This window comes from Pseudomonas lactucae (assembly GCF_016937615.1).
In the GTDB taxonomy this organism is placed as follows: domain Bacteria; phylum Pseudomonadota; class Gammaproteobacteria; order Pseudomonadales; family Pseudomonadaceae; genus Aquipseudomonas; species Aquipseudomonas lactucae.
Genome location: NZ_JAFHKI010000020.1, coordinates 1 through 18,523, shown reverse-complemented (window position 1 = coordinate 18,523; position 18,523 = coordinate 1). Strand labels below are relative to the sequence as shown.

16 protein-coding genes are annotated in these 18,523 nt (G+C 61.9%); 7 read left to right on the top strand and 9 right to left on the bottom strand.

Annotated elements, in window-relative coordinates; genetic code table 11:
• Positions 1-157: 157 nt before the first annotated feature.
• Positions 158-1,522 carry a DNA recombination protein RmuC gene (locus JWR98_RS04505; protein WP_179119946.1) on the top strand — a complete coding sequence of 455 codons (1,365 nt, stop codon included), beginning with the start codon at positions 158-160 and terminating at the stop codon, positions 1,520-1,522.
• Positions 1,523-1,562: 40 nt separating this feature from the next.
• Here JWR98_RS04505 and JWR98_RS04500 read toward each other — a convergent pair whose 3' ends face one another.
• The 3 genes from JWR98_RS04500 to JWR98_RS04490 form a co-directional block, all read right to left on the bottom strand.
• Positions 1,563-5,033: a hybrid sensor histidine kinase/response regulator gene (locus JWR98_RS04500; protein WP_205489374.1), complete on the bottom strand. Its 3,471-nt coding sequence runs from the start codon at positions 5,031-5,033 to the stop codon at positions 1,563-1,565.
• A 114-nt stretch (positions 5,034-5,147) separates the two neighbouring features.
• Positions 5,148-5,531 (bottom strand): YbaN family protein, encoded by a 384-nt coding sequence (locus tag JWR98_RS04495; RefSeq protein WP_179119944.1) that lies wholly within the window; start codon positions 5,529-5,531, stop codon positions 5,148-5,150.
• Positions 5,532-5,551: 20 nt separating this feature from the next.
• On the bottom strand, positions 5,552-6,139 hold the full coding sequence (locus JWR98_RS04490) for a UPF0149 family protein (protein WP_003175346.1): 588 nt from the start codon (positions 6,137-6,139) through the stop codon (positions 5,552-5,554).
• A 277-nt stretch (positions 6,140-6,416) separates the two neighbouring features.
• Here JWR98_RS04490 and JWR98_RS29250 point away from each other — a divergent pair, with 277 nt between their 5' ends.
• The 3 genes from JWR98_RS29250 (at position 6,417) to JWR98_RS04480 (ending at position 9,098) form a co-directional block, all read left to right on the top strand.
• Positions 6,417-6,614 (top strand): DEAD/DEAH box helicase, encoded by a 198-nt coding sequence (locus tag JWR98_RS29250; RefSeq protein WP_225908563.1) that lies wholly within the window; start codon positions 6,417-6,419, stop codon positions 6,612-6,614.
• Positions 6,575-8,542, top strand: coding sequence for a DNA helicase RecQ (gene recQ / locus JWR98_RS04485; RefSeq protein WP_341870852.1), 1,968 nt, complete (start codon positions 6,575-6,577; stop codon positions 8,540-8,542). The genes JWR98_RS29250 and recQ overlap by 40 nt, the downstream gene beginning before the upstream one ends.
• A 121-nt stretch (positions 8,543-8,663) precedes the next feature.
• Positions 8,664-9,098, top strand: a complete 435-nt coding sequence (locus JWR98_RS04480; protein WP_003175344.1) for a MarR family transcriptional regulator — start codon at positions 8,664-8,666, stop codon at positions 9,096-9,098.
• 93 nt (positions 9,099-9,191) lie between these two features.
• On the opposite strand, the gene JWR98_RS04475 is transcribed toward JWR98_RS04480, so the two are convergent.
• Complete coding sequence (locus tag JWR98_RS04475) at positions 9,192-11,381, bottom strand: patatin-like phospholipase family protein (RefSeq protein ID WP_205489373.1); 2,190 nt, start codon at positions 11,379-11,381, stop codon at positions 9,192-9,194.
• Between the two features lie 84 nt (positions 11,382-11,465).
• Here JWR98_RS04475 and JWR98_RS04470 point away from each other — a divergent pair, with 84 nt between their 5' ends.
• Positions 11,466-11,753: an Rdx family protein gene (locus tag JWR98_RS04470; protein ID WP_078734125.1), complete on the top strand. Its 288-nt coding sequence runs from the start codon at positions 11,466-11,468 to the stop codon at positions 11,751-11,753.
• A gap of 41 nt (positions 11,754-11,794) precedes the next feature.
• Here JWR98_RS04470 and JWR98_RS04465 read toward each other — a convergent pair whose 3' ends face one another.
• Both JWR98_RS04465 and JWR98_RS04460 read right to left on the bottom strand, forming a co-directional pair.
• The gene (locus JWR98_RS04465) at positions 11,795-12,076 is read right to left on the bottom strand and encodes a hypothetical protein (RefSeq protein ID WP_205489372.1); all 282 of its coding nucleotides are present in this window, start codon (positions 12,074-12,076) and stop codon (positions 11,795-11,797) included.
• A 127-nt stretch (positions 12,077-12,203) separates the two neighbouring features.
• Positions 12,204-13,088 carry a DMT family transporter gene (locus JWR98_RS04460; RefSeq protein ID WP_078734123.1) on the bottom strand — a complete coding sequence of 295 codons (885 nt, stop codon included), beginning with the start codon at positions 13,086-13,088 and terminating at the stop codon, positions 12,204-12,206.
• A 190-nt stretch (positions 13,089-13,278) separates the two neighbouring features.
• Between JWR98_RS04460 and JWR98_RS04455 the strand changes: the two genes are divergently transcribed.
• A complete protein-coding gene (locus JWR98_RS04455) occupies positions 13,279-14,088 on the top strand; it encodes a UDP-2,3-diacylglucosamine diphosphatase (RefSeq protein ID WP_078734122.1) in 810 nt (269 codons plus the stop codon).
• A gap of 141 nt (positions 14,089-14,229) precedes the next feature.
• On the opposite strand, the gene JWR98_RS04450 is transcribed toward JWR98_RS04455, so the two are convergent.
• The 3 genes from JWR98_RS04450 to phhA all read right to left on the bottom strand — a co-directional run bounded on the left by JWR98_RS04450 (position 14,230) and on the right by phhA (position 16,670).
• On the bottom strand, positions 14,230-15,423 hold the full coding sequence (locus JWR98_RS04450; RefSeq protein ID WP_078734121.1) for an amino acid aminotransferase: 1,194 nt from the start codon (positions 15,421-15,423) through the stop codon (positions 14,230-14,232).
• On the bottom strand, positions 15,423-15,779 hold the full coding sequence (locus JWR98_RS04445) for a 4a-hydroxytetrahydrobiopterin dehydratase (RefSeq protein ID WP_003175337.1): 357 nt from the start codon (positions 15,777-15,779) through the stop codon (positions 15,423-15,425). Before JWR98_RS04445 ends, JWR98_RS04450 begins: the two co-directional genes overlap by 1 nt.
• 99 nt (positions 15,780-15,878) lie before the next feature.
• Positions 15,879-16,670 carry a phenylalanine 4-monooxygenase gene (gene phhA / locus JWR98_RS04440; protein ID WP_078734120.1) on the bottom strand — a complete coding sequence of 264 codons (792 nt, stop codon included), beginning with the start codon at positions 16,668-16,670 and terminating at the stop codon, positions 15,879-15,881.
• Positions 16,671-16,927: 257 nt separating this feature from the next.
• Here phhA and JWR98_RS04435 point away from each other — a divergent pair, with 257 nt between their 5' ends.
• Entirely contained in the window at positions 16,928-18,490 is a 1,563-nt protein-coding gene (locus JWR98_RS04435) for a sigma-54-dependent transcriptional regulator (RefSeq protein ID WP_078734119.1), read from the top strand.
• Positions 18,491-18,523 lie beyond the last annotated feature (33 nt).

Here is an 18,523-nt window from a genome sequence, read left to right as displayed (position 1 = left end):
GCTTGGTTAACCTTGCTCTTTTTCGGTAATGGCAGAAATGGCTATGGTGTTTGACTGGACCAGTATCGCCCTGGGGCTTGCGGGTGCGGCAGTGCCGTTACTGGCCGTGTGCTGGCGGATTCAACGGCGACTGACCGAGCGCACCACCGGCTGGGAATTGCTCGAAGAGCGCCTGACCACCGCGCAACTGGCCCAGGAAGGTCTTGTCGCGCAACTGGATGCCAGCCGCGATGAGATCAGCGACCTCAGCCAGGCCAACGCCGCCAAGCAAGCCGACCTGGCCGCCGTGCGCCGCGAAGTCGAGCTGTTGCAGATCGACCGTGACAACGCCCGCGACGCGGCGCATGCCTGGAACCTTGATCGCAGCGCCAAGGAAACCGAATTGCGCCGCCTCGACGCCCTGGCCGCCGGCTTGCGCGCCGAACTGCGCGAACAACAGGAAAGCCACCAACAGCGTCTGGCCGACCTGCAAGGCTCGCGGGACGAACTGCGCGCGCAGTTTGCCGAGTTGGCCGGCAAGATCTTCGACGAGCGTGAGCAACGTTTTGCCGAAACCAGCCAGGAGCGTCTGGGCCAGTTGCTCGACCCTTTGAAAGAGCGCATCCAGTCGTTCGAAAAACGTGTCGAAGAGAGCTACCAGAACGAGGCGCGCGAGCGTTTTTCCCTGGCCAAGGAGCTCGAACGCCTGCAACAACTCAACCTGCGTCTGTCAGACGAGGCCACCAACCTGACGCGGGCGCTCAAGGGCCAGAAGACCCAAGGCAATTGGGGTGAGTTGATCCTTGAACGGGTGCTGGAACATGCCGGCCTGGAAAAGGGCCGCGAGTACCAGACCCAGGTCAGCCTCAAAGGCCCGGACGGCGAGCGTTTCCAGCCGGATGTGCTGATCATGTTGCCCGGCGACAAACAGGTGGTGGTGGACTCCAAAGTCAGCCTGACGGCGTATCAACAGTACGTCGCCGCCGATGACGAAGTGATCGGCCAGGCGGCGTTGAAGCAGCACGTGCTGTCGCTGCGCAATCACGTCAAAGGTTTGGCCGGCAAGGATTACAAGCGCCTGGAAGGGCTGCACAGCCTGGATTTCGTGTTGCTGTTCGTGCCGATCGAGGCGGCGTTTTCCGCCGCATTGCAGGCTGAGCCGAACCTGTTCCAGGAGGCCTTCGACCGCCATATCGTGATCGTCAGCCCTACCACGCTGCTCGCCACGCTGCGGGTGATCGACAGCCTGTGGAAGCAGGAACGCCAAAGTCAGAATGCGCGGGAAATTGCCGAGCGTGCCGGTTGGCTGTACGACAAGTTCGTGCTGTTTATCCAGGACCTGGATGAAGTGGGCAACCGTCTGCAGCAGTTGGACAAGGCTTACAGCGCGGCGCGCAACAAGCTGACGGATGGACGCGGGAATCTGGTCAGCCGCACGGAGCAGCTAAGGCTGCTCGGCGCCCGCGCCAGCAAAAGCCTGCCGGCGGATTTGCTGGAACGGGCGATGACCGACTCAGACGGCGTTGCGCACCTTCCCGAGTAAACGCAGTGTCTCTCCCAGATTTTGACTGAGTACAGCCGTTCTAAAGTGGCAAATGCCGACTGATCAACGCCCGCAATGCCGCCGGCTTCACTGGTTTGGCCAGGTAATCCAGCCCCGCCGCATGCACCTCGGCGACCATCTCCGGACGGCCGTCGGCGCTGATGACCACGCCGGGAATCGGCTCTGCCAGTTGCGCGCGCAGCCAGCCCATCAACTCAGTGCCGGTTTCGCCGTGGTCCAGGTGGTAATCCACCAGCGCCAGTTGTGGCCGTACGCCTTCGGCCAGCAACGCGGCGCATTGCGCCTGGTCGGTGGCGGTCCATACCTCGCAACCCCAGCGCGTCAGCAAGCTGCGCATGCCGATCAGGATGCTCTCTTCGTTATCCACGCACAGCACCTGCGCGCCGCTCAGCGGCAGACCGGTTTCCTGCGGGAGCTTGACCTGCGGGCTGGCCTGGTTGCGGGCCAACGGCACGCGCACACTGAATACGCTGCCTTTGCCTGGCCATGAGCGCACGCTGAGGCGATGGCCCAGCACGCGGCACAGGCCGTCGGCAATCGCCAGGCCCAGGCCCAGGCCTTTTTCAGCGCGGGTCTGATGGCTGTCCAGGCGCTTGAACTCTTCGAAGATCACTTTCTGTTTATCCACCGGAATGCCGGGGCCACGGTCCCAGACTTCCAGGCACAATTCGCCCTTGCGTCGACGTACGCCAAGCAATACCGGGCCGTCGGCATAGCGAAAGGCGTTGGTCAGAAAATTCTGCAGGATCCGCCGCAACAGCTTGATGTCGCTGTCCACCCGCAAGCGACTGCCACGCAGGCGGAAGCGCAAGCCTTGCTCCTGGGCGAGCGCCTTGAATTCGGCGCCCAGGGTGTCGAACAGCTCGTTGAGCATAAAGGGCTGGCGTTGCGGGTTGATCTTGCCGTTTTCCAGGCGCGATATATCCAGCAGGTCGCTGATCAAGTCTTCGGCTGAGCGCAGCGAACTGTCCAGGTGCTGCACCAGCTGGCGGGCTTCGCTGGACAGTCCTTCGTTCTGGTGGGACAGAGCGGCGGAGAACAGGCGTGCGGCGTTCAGCGGTTGCATCAAATCGTGACTGACGGCCGCGAGAAAGCGCGTTTTCGACTGGCTGGCGGATTCCGCCACACCTTTGGCATCCGTGAGCGCGACATTGAGCTGCGACAGTTCATGGGTGCGTTCGGCCACGCGCTGTTCCAGGCCTTCGTTGGCCTCGGTCAGCGCTTGCGCGGCTTCGCGGAACGCGGTGATGTCGGTGAAACTCATGACAAAACCACCGCCGGGCATCGGGTTGCCGATCAACTCGATCACCCGCCCATTGGGGAACAAACGCTCGGAGGTGTGCGCACGGCCCTGGCGCATCCAGTGCAGGCGTCGCGCAACATGCACTTCGGCTTCGCCCGGCCCGCACAGGCCGCGCTCGGCGTTGTAGCGGATGATGTCGGCGATCGGCCGGCCCACGCTGATCAACCCCTCCGGGTAGTTGAACAACTCCAGGTAACGGCGGTTCCAGGCCACCAGCCTCAGGGACTGGTCCACCACACTGATGCCTTGGGTAATGTTCTCAATGGCGCCTTGCAGCAATGCGCGGTTGAATTGCAGGACTTCCGACGCTTCGTCAGCGATACGTACGACATCCTCCAGCTGCATTTCCCGGCCTTCAATCGCCGCCTTGACGACTGCGCGTGTCGAAGAGGCGCCGAGTACACCGGCCAGCAGGCGCTCGGTGTGGGCAATCCAGTCGTTGTCGGCGTTCTGGTTGGGGTTGAAGCCCTTGCCCTGGCGATAAGCGAAGCGAATGAAACTCTGCTGGGCACGCTCTTCACCGACAAAACGCGCCGCAAGACTGAGCAGGTCGCTGATCTGCACCGACAGCATCGAGCGCGCGCTGGCGCGCGGGCTGGTTTCCTGGCCGATAAAGCGACCGGCCTGCCAGTGTTCGGACACTCGCGTGCGCGACAGCATCGACACCCACACAAACAGGGTGAAATTACCCGCCAGCGAGAACACGGTGCCCAGCGTCAACGACGTGACGGACAGCCCCAGCGGGTGCGAATGCAGCCATGTCAGCCCTGGGAAAAGGCTGAGGGACCAACCCAGGCTTTTCGCCGTAACCGGCAGGACCAGTGTGTAGAACCACAGGAACGTACCGGCAGCCAACCCGGCAAACACACCCCGCCGGTTGGCCTGCTTCCAGTACAGCGCGCCGAGCATGGCGGGAGCGAGTTGGGTCACGGCGGCAAACGCGATTTGGCCGATGGTGGCCAGGCTCGCGGTAGACCCCAGCAGGCGGTAACTGACATACGCCAGCAACAGGATGATCACAATGCTGACCCGGCGCACCGAGAGCATCCAGTGGCGGAACACTTCGAACGGCCGCTCGGCGCTGGAGCGGCGCAACAGCCAGGGCAGCAGCATGTCGTTGGAGACCATGGTTGACAGGGCGATGCTCGCCACAATCACCATGCCGGTGGCCGCCGAGGCGCCGCCGATAAACGCCAGTACCGCGAGTGCCGGATGGGCTTCTGCCATGGGCAGGCTGATCACGTAGGAATCCGGCAGTACCGAGCCGGGCAGCATCATTTTGCCGCCGAGGGCGATAGGCACGACAAACAGTGCGGCAAGGATCAGGTAGGCGGGGAACACCCATTTGGCCAGGCGCAAATCCTGCGGGTCGATGTTCTCCACCACCGTCACATGGAATTGTCGCGGCAGGCAGATGATCGCCATCATCGCCACCCCGGTCTGCACCACCATCGACGGCCAGTTGACGGTTTCCTTCCAGTATTCCTCCAGCCGTGGCGCGAGCATCGCCTGGCTGAACAGGTCGCCGAAACCGTCATACAGTCCGTAGGTCACAAACGCGCCGACCGCGAGGAAGGCGAACAGCTTGACCAGCGACTCAAACGCAATGGCCAGTACCATGCCGCGATGGTGCTCGGTGGCGTCGAGGTTGCGCGTGCCGAACACAATGGTGAACAGGGCCAGCACCAGTGACACGATCAGCGCCGTGTCCTGGGCGCGAGTGCCGGTGGTGTCCGCCCCGGCACCGATCAGCAGGTTTACTCCCAGCACAATGCCCTTGAGTTGCAGGGCAATGTAGGGCAACACACCCACCAGGCAGATCAAGGCGACCACCACCGCCAGGGACTGGGACTTGCCGTAGCGCGCGGCGATAAAGTCGGCGATAGACGTGATGTTTTCCTGCTTGCTGATCAGCGTCATCTTCTGCAGGACCCAGGGTGCCAGCACCATCAACAGCACCGGTCCCAGGTAGATCGGTAAAAACGCCCACAGCTGTTCGGCGGCCTGGCCTACGGCGCCGAAGAAGGTCCAACTGGTGCAGTAGACCGCCAGCGACAGGCTGTACACCCACGCACGCATGCGTGGCGGCAGCGGCGCATGGCGACGGTCACCGTAGAAGGCGATGGCGAACATAATGGCCATATAGGCCAGGGCAACGGCGGCGATCAGCCCGCTGGACAGCGTCATGGTAACTCCGAGCATAAGAACGCCCGGGCCGTCCAGGCCCGGTTGGACAGTCTCGCATGATGCTTGGGGTTAGTCAGTGTCGACCATGGTCTGAGCGCGACGTGATGTCGCGGCTTATCGAGGGGGCAGGGTTTTCTGGCGCAGGATATAGATCGTTACCAGCACGGCACTGGTCAGCATGAACCCGCGCGCCCATGGCAGCGGCACCAGGTAACAGGAAATGCTGATGCTCAGCCACATCAAACCGATGGCATAGACCTTGCCCTTGAGCGGGATACCATTGCCGTCCAGATAGTCACGAATCCACGGGCCCAGGCGCGGGTGGTCCACCAGCCACTGGTAGAAGCGCGGGGAGCTTCGAGCGAAGCAGGCGGCAGCGAGCAGGAGAAAGGGCGTGGTCGGCAACACCGGCAGGAAAATGCCGATCACTCCCAGCGCTACGCTCAACCAGCCGATGGCCAGCAGCGCGTAACGCAGGAGCGGCGAGCGATTGCCCATGGGTGTCACGGGCAAACGGCTCAGTGGTGACGTGGCTTGAGGATCGCCGGTTTTTCGTCAGGTGCGTTGCACAGCAGGTACAGCGCGGTCAGGGCTTCAGGGATCTGGACGATCATGTCGTCCATCAGGTTGGCGTCGGCGGCGATGTCGGAGAACTCCGGCTGGTCGTCGAACAGGCCGGAACCGACCATGATCGGCAGCAGCATTTCACTGACTTCTTCCTCGGCGGTTTCGAACCAGGCCGCTTCGCGCAGGAACACGCCTTCCATGAAACCGATGCACCAGCCGCGCAGGTCGGAGTCGTCCGGGTCTTCACCCAGGTCCAGCTCGCAGGGCAGCTCGAATTCCTCGTCGGAAGCCAGTTGGCGACCGATGTGGGCCTTGAGGGCCAGCAGGGTGGCTTCGATTTCTTCGCGCTGGGCGTCGTCGGCGTAGTGTGGCTCTTCGGCGAACAGTGCATCGATCCACTCGCGATCGGGAACCTCTTCGGCGCAAATCGACAGGGCGGTCAGGTAGCCGTGGGCGGCCACGTAGTCCAGCGCCTCGTCATGCAGCTCGTCGGCGTCGAGGAAGGCTTGCAGGCGGGTTAGTTGCTCAGCGAAGGACATTGAAGGACTACCTTGGGAATAAACGATGCTGAATTCTAGGCGTTCTTGCGCGCCCAAGCCAGTCGCCATGCAGATTTGCCGGGTTTTAGAGACGGGCTGCAATTCGTCAGTGGTGCCCTTTGGCCGATGACGCTCGGGTATACTGCCGCGTTTTGTGATGCCCGTGCAGGCCAGGCGCCAGTCCGCGAAAACTTCGCTTACGGATTATTTTCCGTGAGCACGTATTTTTTCGGCCAGCCTGTACAGAGGGTTTCGGGACTATTTTTTGGAGTTATACATGCTCGAGCAGGCTCAACGCGTCCTCAAGGACATCTTCGGCTACGACAGTTTTCGTGGCCGCCAGGGTGCGATCATTGAGCGCGTGGCCAGCGGCGGTGATGCGCTGGTACTGATGCCTACCGGCGGCGGTAAATCGTTGTGCTTCCAGGTGCCGGCGTGCTGCGCAACGGTCTGGCCGTGGTGGTCTCACCGTTGATCGCGTTGATGGACGACCAGGTCGCGACCCTGGAGGAACTCGGCGTCGCCGCTGCTTCTCTGAACTCCACCCTCAGTGCCGAGCAGCAGCGCGACCTGGCCGCGCGCATCAAGCGCGGTGAAGTGAAGATGCTCTACCTGGCCCCCGAGCGCCTGGTACAACCACGCATGCTCGCGTTCCTGCAGAGCCTGGAAATCGCCCTGTTCGCCATCGATGAAGCCCACTGCGTATCGCAATGGGGTCACGATTTCCGTCGCGAATACCTGCAACTGGGTCAGTTGGCCGAGTTGTTCCCCGACGTGCCGCGTATCGCCCTGACCGCCACCGCCGACAAGCGTACCCGCGAAGAAATCGTCGAGCGCCTGCACCTGCAGAACGCCGAGCGATTTCTCTCGAGCTTCGACCGACCGAATATCTTCTACCGCATCGTGCCCAAGGAGCAGCCGCGCAAGCAATTGCTCGCGTTCCTCTCCGAGCGGCGCAGTGATGCGGGCATCGTCTATTGCCTGTCACGCAAGAAGGTCGATGAGGTGGCCGCGTTTCTCTGTGAGCAGGGCTACCCGGCGCTGCCGTATCACGCGGGCTTGCCGAATGAAACGCGCTCCGCTCACCAGAAGCGCTTTCTCAACGAGGAAGGCCTGATCATGGTGGCGACCATCGCGTTCGGCATGGGCATCGACAAATCCAACGTGCGCTTCGTGGCTCACATGGACCTGCCCAAGTCCCTGGAAGCGTACTACCAGGAAACCGGGCGTGCCGGTCGCGATGGCCTGCCGGCGGATGCGTGGATGGTCTACGGCCTGCAAGACGTGGTGATGCTCAAGCAGATGCTACAGAACTCCGAAGGCGACGAACGCCACAAGCGACTGGAGCAGCACAAGCTCGATGCCATGCTCTCGCTTTGTGAAGAAACTCGCTGCCGTCGCCAGACCTTGCTGGCGTACTTCGACGAAGACATGCCCCAGCCCTGCCGGTCATTGCGACAACTGCATCGAAGGCGTGCAGACCTGGGATGCCACCGAGCCCGCGCGCCAGGCGTTGTCGACATCTACCGTACCGGCCAGCGCTATGGCGTGGGCCATCTGGTGGATGTGTTGCTGGGTAAGGACAACGAAAAGGTGCGCAGCTTCGGCCACGAAAAACTCTCTGTCTACGGCGTCGGCAAAGCCCGCGCCGAAGGCGAGTGGCGTTCGTTGTTCCGGCAGATGGTCGCGCGTGGCCTGGTGGACATCGATATCGAAGGTTATGGCGGCCTGCGCCTGAACGACAGTTGCCGGCCACTGCTCAAGGGCGAGGTGAGCCTGGAGCTGCGCCGCGACCTCAAGCCGCAGACTACCGCCAAGACCAGCACCAGCCAGGCCAGCCAGTTGGTGCGCGGTGAAGAGCGCGAGCAGTGGGAAGCCTTGCGCACCCTGCGGCGCAAACTGGCGCAGGAGCACAGCGTGCCGCCTTACGTTATTTTCCCCGACTCCACGTTGCTGGAAATGCTGCGCGAGCAGCCGACCACGATGGCGGAAATGGCGCGGGTCAGCGGTGTGGGCGCGCGCAAGCTGGAGCGCTACGGCCAGGCCTTCCTCGAAGTGCTCGGCGGCCAGGCCGAAGCGCCGAAGGAAATCGCCGATATTCGCCATGAACTGATCAGCCTGGCACGTGCCGGCATGACTCCGATCCAGATCGCCGGCCAGTTGCAATGCTCGGAAAAAAACGTCTACACCTTGCTCGCCGAAGCCATCGGCAAGCAGCAGTTGTCGCTGGAGCAGAGCCTTGATTTGCCGGAAGATTTGCTCGGTGAGATCCAGGATGCATTTCTTGATGGAGAGGGCGAATTGCCACCGGTTGCCGAGATCGCGCCGCTGTTTGCCGGGCGGGTGCCGGAAGGTGTTTTGTACTGCGTGCGAGCCGCTTTGCAGTCTGAATTCGAAATTTAGTGTGCCAATTACGACAATGTAACGAATCAGTACATAGCGACGCTTGCCTACGGGCAAGGCTCATGCTTAGCTGACTAATAATTAGCCATACTTTATTTTCAGTCTAAATCATGAGTTTTTTATGCCTTTAACCGATCAACACCGTTTTGGCATGCAGCTGGCGCAAATGTCCCGAGGTTGGCGCGCCGAGCTGGACCGGCGTTTGGCGGGGCTGGGTTTGTCCCAGGCGCGCTGGCTGGTGCTGTTGCACCTGGCCCGTTTTGAAGAAGCACCCACACAGCGTGAACTGGCGCAAAGCGTCGGCGTAGAAGGGCCAACCCTGGCCCGCTTGCTCGACAGCCTCGAAAGCCAGGGCCTGGTGCAACGCCAGGCCGTGGTGGAAGACCGCCGGGCCAAGCGTATTTTATTGTGTGACACTGCCCGGCCGTTGATCGAGCAGATTGAAACCATCGCAACGGCCCTGCGTCATGAGCTGTTCGTGGGGGTGAATGAAGAGGATCTGAGAGTGTGCATGCGAGTGCATGGGCACATTCTGGCGAATCTGGAAAAGTCCTGACCCGAACGCTGATTTATCCCAGGCAGGTTTGCTGTGGTGAGCGGGCTTGCCCACTCACCACAAATGTCCCTCCCACACTGGGTGTGTGTGGCTCTAGAACGTCTGGCCGAGGTTCAGGTACACCGCCTTCTGATTGTCGTCATTGAAGCCATAGCTGAAATTCAGCGGCCCCAACGGCGTATCAAACCCGAGGAAAATACTCGCTGCGTTGATATAGCCGCTGTCGAATTCGTTGTCATTGTTCCACGCCCGGCCCCGTTCCAGGGACGCTCCCATATACAGCGGGAAATCCAGCGGCAGGTATGAACGCGGCGTCAGCCGGCGGTAGTACACGGCACGCATCAGGCTGATGTTCTGCCCCGAGACCGCATCCTGGCGGAACCCCGACAACTGCCGCGCACCGCCGAGCAGGAAGCTCGAAATCACCACGTCCGCACCATCCAGGGTGCGCCCGTAGCGTCCGCCCAGAACGAGGGTGTCCGGTCCATGGCTCATGGCCTTGTCCAGCTTGAATTCCCACTGGCGGTAGCGTTGGTCCGAGCCCAGCCCCGGTTCGAACTCACGGAAGGCCAGGCCGATGTCCTCGCCGGTGTGGGGGAAGTACACGTTATCCAGGGAATCGAAGGAGTATTTGAGTTCGTAGAACCCTTCGTTGAAGCTCACGCTGGGTAAGTTACGGTCGCCGATGCGCACGTCCGCCTTGCCCCAGGCCTCGCCGACGCCGAAGCGGATCTCGCCGCTGTTGCCGATCTGTCGACCCACGTTCAAGCCGAAGCCGTAGCGTTCCAGGCGGTATTCGGAGATCGGGTCGTTGTCCAGGATCAGCTCGACGTTTTGCGCCTGGGCGCTGAGGTAGGGCGCGACAAAGTAGCGCGAGCCGGTGTCCATCGGTTGGTAGAACTCGCTGTACAGTTCCTGCCGATCACCGATCTGCACGCGCGTCAGCCATTCGGCGCCGAGGCGGTTGATGCCGTTCATGCGGTAACTGGCGCCGAGGTTGAAGGCGCTGTCGCCGCGCATGTCGTCCGACAGGTTCAGGCCCAGGCGCAGGTAATCGGTGCCGGCGCGTTTGCCGCGGGCGCTGATCACCAGGGTGTTGTCCTGGCCCTTTTTCACCACGCGGTATTGCACCTGCTCGAAGTAATCCAGGCCGTACAAGGTGCCCATGTCGGTCTGCAGGCGGCCCAGGTGCAGCGGTTCGCCCAGAGGTTGGCGGATGTAGTAGCGGATCACGTCGTCGCTGACCTTGGAGTCGTTCTCCACCTTGATGGCGGTGATCACCGGGGTGCGCTCACCCGGCGTGCGCGCCGCGACCAGCGTCGGGTCGATGGGTTCGGCGGGGCGCAGGTGGGCCAGGCGCAGGTCGAGGGCGCGGGTGGCGCGATAGCCGGCATCGATCATGTCCTTGGCACGCCCGAAGTCCGTCACCCCGTAAGCGTTCAGTGGCGGCTGAATCAGTACGTCCTTGGGGTGCAGGGCCTTGAGCTGTTCTTCGGAATTGCGCCGGGTCATCAGGGTGATGGATTGGTTGAGCACGTCCACCACCGTGGCCAGTTGCTTGCGCGAGCGCAGTGGGGTGCCGATGTCGACCACGATGGCAATGTCGACACCCATCTCCCGCGCCACATCCAGCGGGATGTTATCGGTCATACCGCCGTCCACCAGCAAGCGGCCGTCCAGCTCCACCGGTGCGAACACCGCCGGGATCGACATGCTGGCGCGGATCACCTGGGGCAGATGCCCCTTGCTGAACACGACTTTTTCGCCGGTGGTGATATCGGTGGCCACGGCGCGGAAGGGGATGGGCAGCTTGTCGAAGTTTCGCGTGTTGCTGCTGTGGGCGAACATGCTTTCCAGCAGCAGCGCGAGGTTCTGACCCTGGATCACGCCCAGTGGCAGGCCGAGACTGCCGTCATCGCGAAAGCTCAGCTTCTGCTTGACCAGGAAATCCCGGTCATCCTGCTTGCGTCGAAACGGCACGTCTTCGCGGGGCGGCGCATCGGACAGGGCTTGCTGCCAGTCGATACTCAGCGCGAGCTTTTCCAGTTCGTCGATCTTGTAGCCCGAGGCGTACAGCCCGCCGATCACCGCGCCCATGCTGGTGCCGGCGATGGCGTCGATATGAATGCCCTGTTCCTCCAGCGCCTTGAGCACACCAATATGCGCCAGGCCACGGGCGGCGCCGCCGGACAGCACCAGGCCGATTTTAGGGCGTGGCGGCTCGACGGCATCGGCAAGCAAAGGGATAAGGCACAGGAACAGGCAGGACAACAGGCGGCGCATCATGAATCTCGAGGCTGGGCGACAAAGGCCGGTATTATAGCCGTCCGATCCGCCTCCCTTGTCATGCCTGGAGTCAGTCAAACCATGTCCGTGAGCAAACCCGAGATCGTCATCACCTATTGCACCCAATGCCAATGGCTGCTTCGCGCTGCCTGGCTGGCGCAGGAGCTGTTGAGCACCTTTGCCGAAGACCTGGGCAGAGTTTCGCTGGAGCCTGCAACGGGCGGTGCGTTTCGTATTACCTGCGACGGCGTGCAGATCTGGGAGCGCAAGGCTGACGGCGGGTTTCCCGAAGCCAAGGTGCTCAAGCAGCGCGTACGCGACCGGATCGACCCGCAACGCGACCTGGGGCATAACGAGCCCACGCAGTGAAGGTCACCGCCGCTGCCGCACGGTGACCGGTACGTGCGTGGCTACTTGTCGGCCATCTTGCTTTTGATGAAGCCCAGGACCCACGTCAACACCAGGCCGCCGACGCCCCCGCCGAGAATATTGCTGCCAACCGCCGCGACATCCAGTGCTTCGCCGCCGGCGGTGCCGGTGAGCGCCGACATTAACTGGCCCAGCAGCAGGCCTCCGATACTACCCAGAAAGGTATTGAGCCCGGTGCCCAGGCTCTGTTTGGTCATGCCGGCCAGATTACCGCCAACGGCGCCGCTGATGACCTGGACCAGCACGTTGATGAGCATTTCCATGTTGAAACTCCTGCATAGCGTTTAGGGAGTGACCACTCGCTTGCAGCAACTTCAAACATCATGGCTGTCGTCGAGGAGTCTTATCCGGTGAACGACGACAGACTGTTGCGGATGCGCACAGTATAGATCAGGCCGCCGTAACCGGCGGTTTGGCCTGGCTGGCACTGCCCATCAGCCCCGACAGCACGATGGCGACGATGATCAACGCGCCCCCCAGCAGCATGCGCGGGGTGGGCGTCTCGGCGAACAACAGCCAGGCCACGGTGATGCCGTAGACCGGCTCCATGGCAAACACCACCGAGGCGGTACGCGCCTTGATCACCGCGAGGCTGGCGACAAACAGGCTGTGGGCCAGGCCGGTGCAGAACACGCCGAGCAGACCGATCCACAACCAGTCCAGCGCCCGCACGTGCGCCAGCCCCGGGGCCGCCACCGGCAGCAGGCACAGCGCAACCACCAGGTTCTGGCACAGCGCCGCCTGTACCGCCGGAATTCGCCCGGAACTGGCGCGATTGTTCAACGACAACAAGGAGAACAACAGCCCTGAGACGATGCCCCACAGCAGGCCGCCGGTGGCTTCACTGGCCAAGTCGAAATCCGGCGTCACCAGCACCAGCCCAACGCTGACCAGTACTACCAGGACGATTTCATTGGTGCGGATGCGCTCGCGGAAGATCAGCCCTTCAAGGATCACGGTAAACGCCGGGAACGCCGTGAACCCTAGCGTGGCAACTGCCACGCCGGCCACCTTGACCGCGATGAAGAATGTCACCCAATGCGCCGCCAGCAACACGCCGCTGACCAGCAGGCGTCGCCAGTCGCGTGGCTCAAGGGTTTTCCAGGCGGTGTTGCTGGCAAACCGGGCAAATACCGCCAGCGCCAGCACGGCAAAAACGGCGCGCCCAAATACGATGATCGACGGCGAGGCTGCCGCCAGTTTGCCGAACACGCCGGTAAGGCCAAACATCAGTGCGCCGATGTGCAGGGCGCCGAGGGCTGAGCGGGGAGTCATTGCAATCCTTTGAATGGACGAGGTAACCGCCTTGCAGTCTAAAGGGTTGGTCGTGTCGATGTCTGTGGGCCGCGGCGCGTTTTGCCTGACAGGGTGATGTGCTCATCGCTGTCATCAGACTGACGCACTGTTGTCATGGGCTATTAATCGCCAGGGCGCAAGCTCGCTAAAACAGCGCCGAGGGATGCCCATGACCAGTGCCGAGTTGACCCAGCCCAGCCGCAAGCAGCGGGTGCGGACCCTTTGGATTTCCGATGTACACCTGGGCACCCGGGATTGCCAGGCCGAACACCTGTCGCAGTTCCTCAAGGGTTACCACGCCGACAAGGTGTACCTGGTGGGGGACATCATCGACGGCTGGAAAATGCGCGGCGGCATGTATTGGCCTCAAGCCCACACCAACGTGATCCGCCGCCTGCTGACGATGGCCAAGCGTGGCACCGAGGTGATCTACGTTACCGGTAACCATGACGAGTTCCTGCGCCGCTACTCCAAGCTGATCCTGGGCAATATCCAGTTGGTCGACGAGGCAGTGCACGTGACCGCCGATGGCCGTCACTTGTTGGTGATCCATGGCGATCAGTTCGACGTGATCACCCGCTATCACCGCTGGCTGGCATTTCTCGGCGACTCGGCCTACGAGTTCACCCTGACGTTGAACCGCTGGCTGAACCACTGGCGGGCGCGCTACGGCTATGGCTATTGGTCGCTGTCGGCGTATTTGAAGCACAAGGTCAAAACCGCGGTGAGTTTTATCAGCGATTTTGAAGAGGCCATCGCCCATGAAGTGACCAAGCGCGAGTTGCATGGTGTGGTGTGCGGGCATATCCACCATGCCGAGATTCGCAAGGTAGGCGAGGTGGATTACCTCAACTGTGGGGATTGGGTGGAGTCGTGCACGGCGTTGATCGAGCACTGGGATGGGCATATCGAGTTGTATCGATTGGCGGATGCACAGGCCAGAGCGGCACTGCTCAAGGCTGAGATGGTCACAAACTGAAGGCTAACCACAGTCCAAATGTGGGAGGGGCGGTGCGACGATTCGACTTGCTCCCGATAGCTGAGTGACAGTCACTGCATCTGGTGACTGATACACCGCTATCGGGGGCAAGCCCCCTCCCACATTTTTGGCCCGGTTTCTTCAGTTGCAGACGTCGGCGATGGCTTGGGCCAATAGCGCCAACCGCGTTGCATCCGCTCCCGCCACGTTGGCCCGTCCCGAACTGACCATATACACACTGTGCTTCTCGCGCAGTTGCTTCACTTGCTCGGCACTCAAGCCGGTGTAGGAAAACATCCCGCGTTGCGCCCCGATATGTGCAAATCGCTCAGCCAATCCATGGGGTGCCAATGCGTCCACCAGCCCGGAACGCAACTGTGCGATCCGTGCGCGCATGGCTTCGACTTCGCTACTCCACAGTGCTTTGAGCTCGGCATCACCGAGGATGGTCGCCACCACCGCAGCCCCATGATCCGGCGGCGTCGACCACAGGTTCCGGGCGATATTGGCCAGTTGGCTGCGCACGTCGGTGAGCTTTTCCGCGTCCGCCGCACACACGATCAACGCGCCGACACGGTCGCGGTACAGGCCGAAGTTCTTCGAGCACGAACTGGTGATCAGTACTTCCGGCAGTTCAGCCGCAAACAACCGCACCGCCCAGGCGTCCTGCTCCAGGCCGTCGCCAAAGCCCTGGTAGGCGAAGTCGATCAGGGGCAGCAACTGGCGTTCGCGCACGATGTGCAGTACCTGGCGCCAGTCATCCTGGGACAGGTCGAACCCGGTCGGGTTGTGGCAGCAGGCGTGCAGCAGGACCACGTCGCCTTTGGGCACGGTGGAGAGCGTCGCCAGCATCGCCGCCACATCCAGGCGGTTGTCCGCGCCCACGTAGGGGTAGTGGCTGACCTTGAGGCCGGCCTTGGCGAAGAGGGTTTCATGGATCGGCCAGGTCGGGTCGCTCAGCCACACGCCACGGCCGGGCAGGTTGTGGGCGATGAAGTCGGCGCTCAGGCGCAGCGCACCGGTGCCGCCAGGCGTCTGTGTGGCGCCGGCGCGGCGGTCGCGGATCAGGGCTGAACCGGCACCGAGCACCAGTTCGCTGATCAGCGCGCCGAAGGCTGCATCGCCATGGCCGCCAATATAGGTCTTGGTGGTTTGCTGCTCCACCAGGCGCTGTTCCGCCCGCTTCACCGACGCTGGAATCGGCGTCAGGCCCTGGTCGTCCTTATAGACGCCAACGCCCAGATCAAACTTGTTCGGGTTGGTGTCCTGAGCATACAGGTCCATCAACCCGAGGATCGGGTCGCCGGGAACACGGCCTATGGCATCGAAATGCATTACTTGCGGCCCTCGGCGCTCTTGGCCACTTCGTCGGTGCGCGCGGCCATGATGAAGTCGTTGCGGTGCAGGCCCTTGATGGAGTGGCTCCACCAGGTCACGGTGACTTTGCCCCATTCGGTGAGCAGGCCTGGGTGATGGCCTTCGGCTTCGGAGATTTCGCCCATGGCGTTGGTAAAGGCCAGGGCAAATTTGAAATTCTTGAACAGGAAGACTTTTTCCAGCTGCATCACGCCATCGCGCACTTCGATGTTCCAGTCGGGGATCTGCTTGAGCAATACCGGCAGTTCTTCGTCGCTGACTTGCGGGGCATCGGCGCGGCAGGCTTCGCAGTGGGCTTGGTTCAAGGTGGTCATGTGCGGTGTCCTGAATTCGAATGATTGAAGATCAGTGAGCGTCACCCTAAAGCAACGCGGGGTCAGGGAAAAGACTCACCTGGCCTTAAAAGGTAAGGTTCACGCGGCTTTGGGTTTGGGTGGAAACTTCGGTGCGTGCAGGCCCAATTCCATCCCGCGCTCGACCATGCCCATGATGTCTTCCTGCGCCACGTCGAACAGGCGCTTGAGCTCGGGCAATACGAAGTACAGCGGTTGCAGGATGTCGATACGATACGGCGTGCGCATCGCTTCCAGCGGGTCGAAGGCCTGGTGCTCGGGCTCGTCCGACAGGCAGTAAACACTTTCTTTAGGCGACGACAGAATCCCGCCGCCGTAGATGCGCAGGCCTGCGGGGGTGTCCACCAGGCCGAACTCGATGGTCATCCAGTACAGGCGCGCCAGGTACACGCGCTGTTCCTTGGTTGCCGCCAGGCCGAGCTTGCCGTAGGTGTGGGTGAATTCGGCGAACCAGGGGTTGGTCAGCAGCGGGCAATGGCCGAAAATCTCGTGGAAAATATCCGGCTCCTGCAGGTAATCCAGTTCTTCACGGGTACGAATAAAGGTCGCCACCGGAAACTGCTTATTGGCGAGTAGTTCAAAGAAGGTCTGGAAGGGGATCAGTGCCGGCACCCGGGCGACTTGCCAGCCGGTGGTCTCGGCCAGCACTTTATTGATTTCGCCCAGTTGGGGGATGCGGTCCAGGGGCAGGCCGAGCTTGTCGATGCCGTCCAGGTATTCCTGGCAGGCGCGACCCTCGATCACTTTCAATTGGCGCGTGATCAGGGTGTTCCACACCGCATGTTCTTGCGGCGGGTAGTGGATAAAACCTTGCGCATCGGGCTCGCGTGCCACGTAGTGCGTCTGCTTCATACGGCTCTCCTGCTAGGCATTCGTTCTTGTTATGTCCTGCGATGCACCTATTGATAACCCGTGGAGGGCAGGATTCCATCCGGCTGCGAGGTGCGCGTGTAGGAAAAAGGGCTGGATTTCGTAAAGTATTCGTTACGGTTGCGTGGCTCGTCGCTGCATTGGGCTGGGAAAAGCGCACAAGCTGTCACATAATCTTGACGACTATCTGCGCCCAGCGACAAAAAGACGCGGCGCCTCGCCACTTTTCGAGTCTTTTCATGCGTATCAAAGTGCACTGCCAGAACCGCATCGGCATCCTGCGGGACATTCTCAACCTGTTGGTGGAGTACGGCGTCAACGTCGCCAAAGGCGAGGTCGGTGGGGAACATGGCAATGCCATCTACCTGTTTTGCCCGAACCTGGTGAACATGCAGTTTCAGGCGCTGCGCCCGCAGTTCGAGGCGATTGCCGGCGTGTTCGGTGTAAAAAGGGTAGGGCTGATGCCCAGCGAGCGTCGGCATATGGAGCTCAACGCCTTGCTCGGTGCCCTGGAGTTTCCGGTGCTGTCCATCGACATGGGCGGTTCCATCGTCGCCGCCAACCGTGCGGCGGCGCAGTTGCTCGGCGTGCGCGTGGACGAGGTGCCGGGCATTCCGCTGTCGCGCTATGCCGAGGATTTCGACTTGCCGGAACGGGTGCGCGCGAGCAAGTCGCGGATCAATGGCCTGCGGGTAAAGGTCAAGGGCGACGTGTTCCTGGCGGATATCGCGCCGCTGCAATCCTCCGAGCACGATGACAGCGAAGCCATGGCCGGCGCCGTGCTGACCCTGCACCGCGCCGACCGCGTGGGTGAACGCATCTACAACGTGCGCAAGCAGGAGCTGCGTGGCTTTGACAGTATTTTCCAAAGTTCCAGAGTCATGGCGGCGGTGGTACGTGAAGCACGGCGCATGGCCCCGCTGGATGCGCCTCTATTAATAGAAGGCGAAACCGGTACCGGCAAAGAGCTGTTGGCGCGCGCCTGTCACCTGGCCAGCCCACGCGGGCAATCGCCGCTGATGGCACTGAACTGCGCCGGGTTGCCCGAGTCGATGGCCGAGACCGAACTGTTCGGTTACGGCCCCGGCGCATTTGAAGGCGCGCGGGCTGAAGGCAAGCTCGGGCTGCTGGAATTGACCGCGGGCGGTACGTTGTTTCTCGATGGCGTGGGGGAAATGAGCGCACGCCTGCAGGTGAAATTGCTGCGTTTTCTGCAGGACGGCTGCTTCCGTCGCGTCGGCAGCGACGAAGAGGTGTATCTGGATGTGCGGGTGATTTGTGCGACCCAGGTGGACTTGTCCGAACTCTGCGCCCGTGGTGAATTCCGCCAAGACCTCTATCACCGCCTCAATGTGCTGTCGCTGCATATTCCGCCGCTGCGCGAATGCCTTGATGGGCTGGCGCCGTTGGTTGAGCACTTTCTCGACCAGGCCAGCCGGCAGATCGGTTGCCCGCTGCCCAGGCTGGCGCCGGCGGCCATGGAGCGGTTGAGCCACTACCACTGGCCGGGCAATGTGCGGCAGTTGGAAAACGTACTGTTCCAGGCGGTGTCGTTGTGCGAGGGCGGGACGGTCAAGGCTGAGCATATTCGCCTGCCGGATTATGGCGTGCGTCAGCCGCTTGGCGATTTTTCGCTGGAAGGCGGCTTGGAGGCGATTGTCGGGCGGTTCGAGAAGGCGGTGCTGGAAAGTTTGTATGCCGAGCACCCGAGCAGCCGCCAACTGGGTAAGCGCCTGGGGGTGTCGCACACCACCATTGCCAACAAATTGCGCGATTACGAAATCCTCAAGACTGACAAATAGCCACCTGACACAACCGGGGCGAAATGTGGGAGG

What these genes read in the sequence shown, in the direction of transcription:
- JWR98_RS04470 (WP_078734125.1), top strand. Translation starts at nt 11,466, where the DNA reads ATGTCCGTGAGCAAACCCGAGATCGTCATCACCTATTGCACCCAATGC.
- JWR98_RS04475 (WP_205489373.1), bottom strand. Translation starts at nt 11,381, where the DNA reads ATGCGCCGCCTGTTGTCCTGCCTGTTCCTGTGCCTTATCCCTTTGCTT.
- JWR98_RS04460 (WP_078734123.1), bottom strand. Translation starts at nt 13,088, where the DNA reads ATGACTCCCCGCTCAGCCCTCGGCGCCCTGCACATCGGCGCACTGATG.
- JWR98_RS04465 (WP_205489372.1), bottom strand. Translation starts at nt 12,076, where the DNA reads ATGGAAATGCTCATCAACGTGCTGGTCCAGGTCATCAGCGGCGCCGTT.
- JWR98_RS04450 (WP_078734121.1), bottom strand. Translation starts at nt 15,423, where the DNA reads ATGCATTTCGATGCCATAGGCCGTGTTCCCGGCGACCCGATCCTCGGG.
- JWR98_RS04500 (WP_205489374.1), bottom strand. Translation starts at nt 5,033, where the DNA reads ATGACGCTGTCCAGCGGGCTGATCGCCGCCGTTGCCCTGGCCTATATG.
- JWR98_RS04480 (WP_003175344.1), top strand. Translation starts at nt 8,664, where the DNA reads ATGCCTTTAACCGATCAACACCGTTTTGGCATGCAGCTGGCGCAAATG.
- JWR98_RS04435 (WP_078734119.1), top strand. Translation starts at nt 16,928, where the DNA reads ATGCGTATCAAAGTGCACTGCCAGAACCGCATCGGCATCCTGCGGGAC.
- JWR98_RS04455 (WP_078734122.1), top strand. Translation starts at nt 13,279, where the DNA reads ATGACCAGTGCCGAGTTGACCCAGCCCAGCCGCAAGCAGCGGGTGCGG.
- phhA (WP_078734120.1), bottom strand. Translation starts at nt 16,670, where the DNA reads ATGAAGCAGACGCACTACGTGGCACGCGAGCCCGATGCGCAAGGTTTT.
- JWR98_RS04445 (WP_003175337.1), bottom strand. Translation starts at nt 15,779, where the DNA reads ATGACCACCTTGAACCAAGCCCACTGCGAAGCCTGCCGCGCCGATGCC.
- JWR98_RS04495 (WP_179119944.1), bottom strand. Translation starts at nt 5,531, where the DNA reads ATGGGCAATCGCTCGCCGCTCCTGCGTTACGCGCTGCTGGCCATCGGC.
- JWR98_RS04490 (WP_003175346.1), bottom strand. Translation starts at nt 6,139, where the DNA reads ATGTCCTTCGCTGAGCAACTAACCCGCCTGCAAGCCTTCCTCGACGCC.
- JWR98_RS29250 (WP_225908563.1), top strand. Translation starts at nt 6,417, where the DNA reads ATGCTCGAGCAGGCTCAACGCGTCCTCAAGGACATCTTCGGCTACGAC.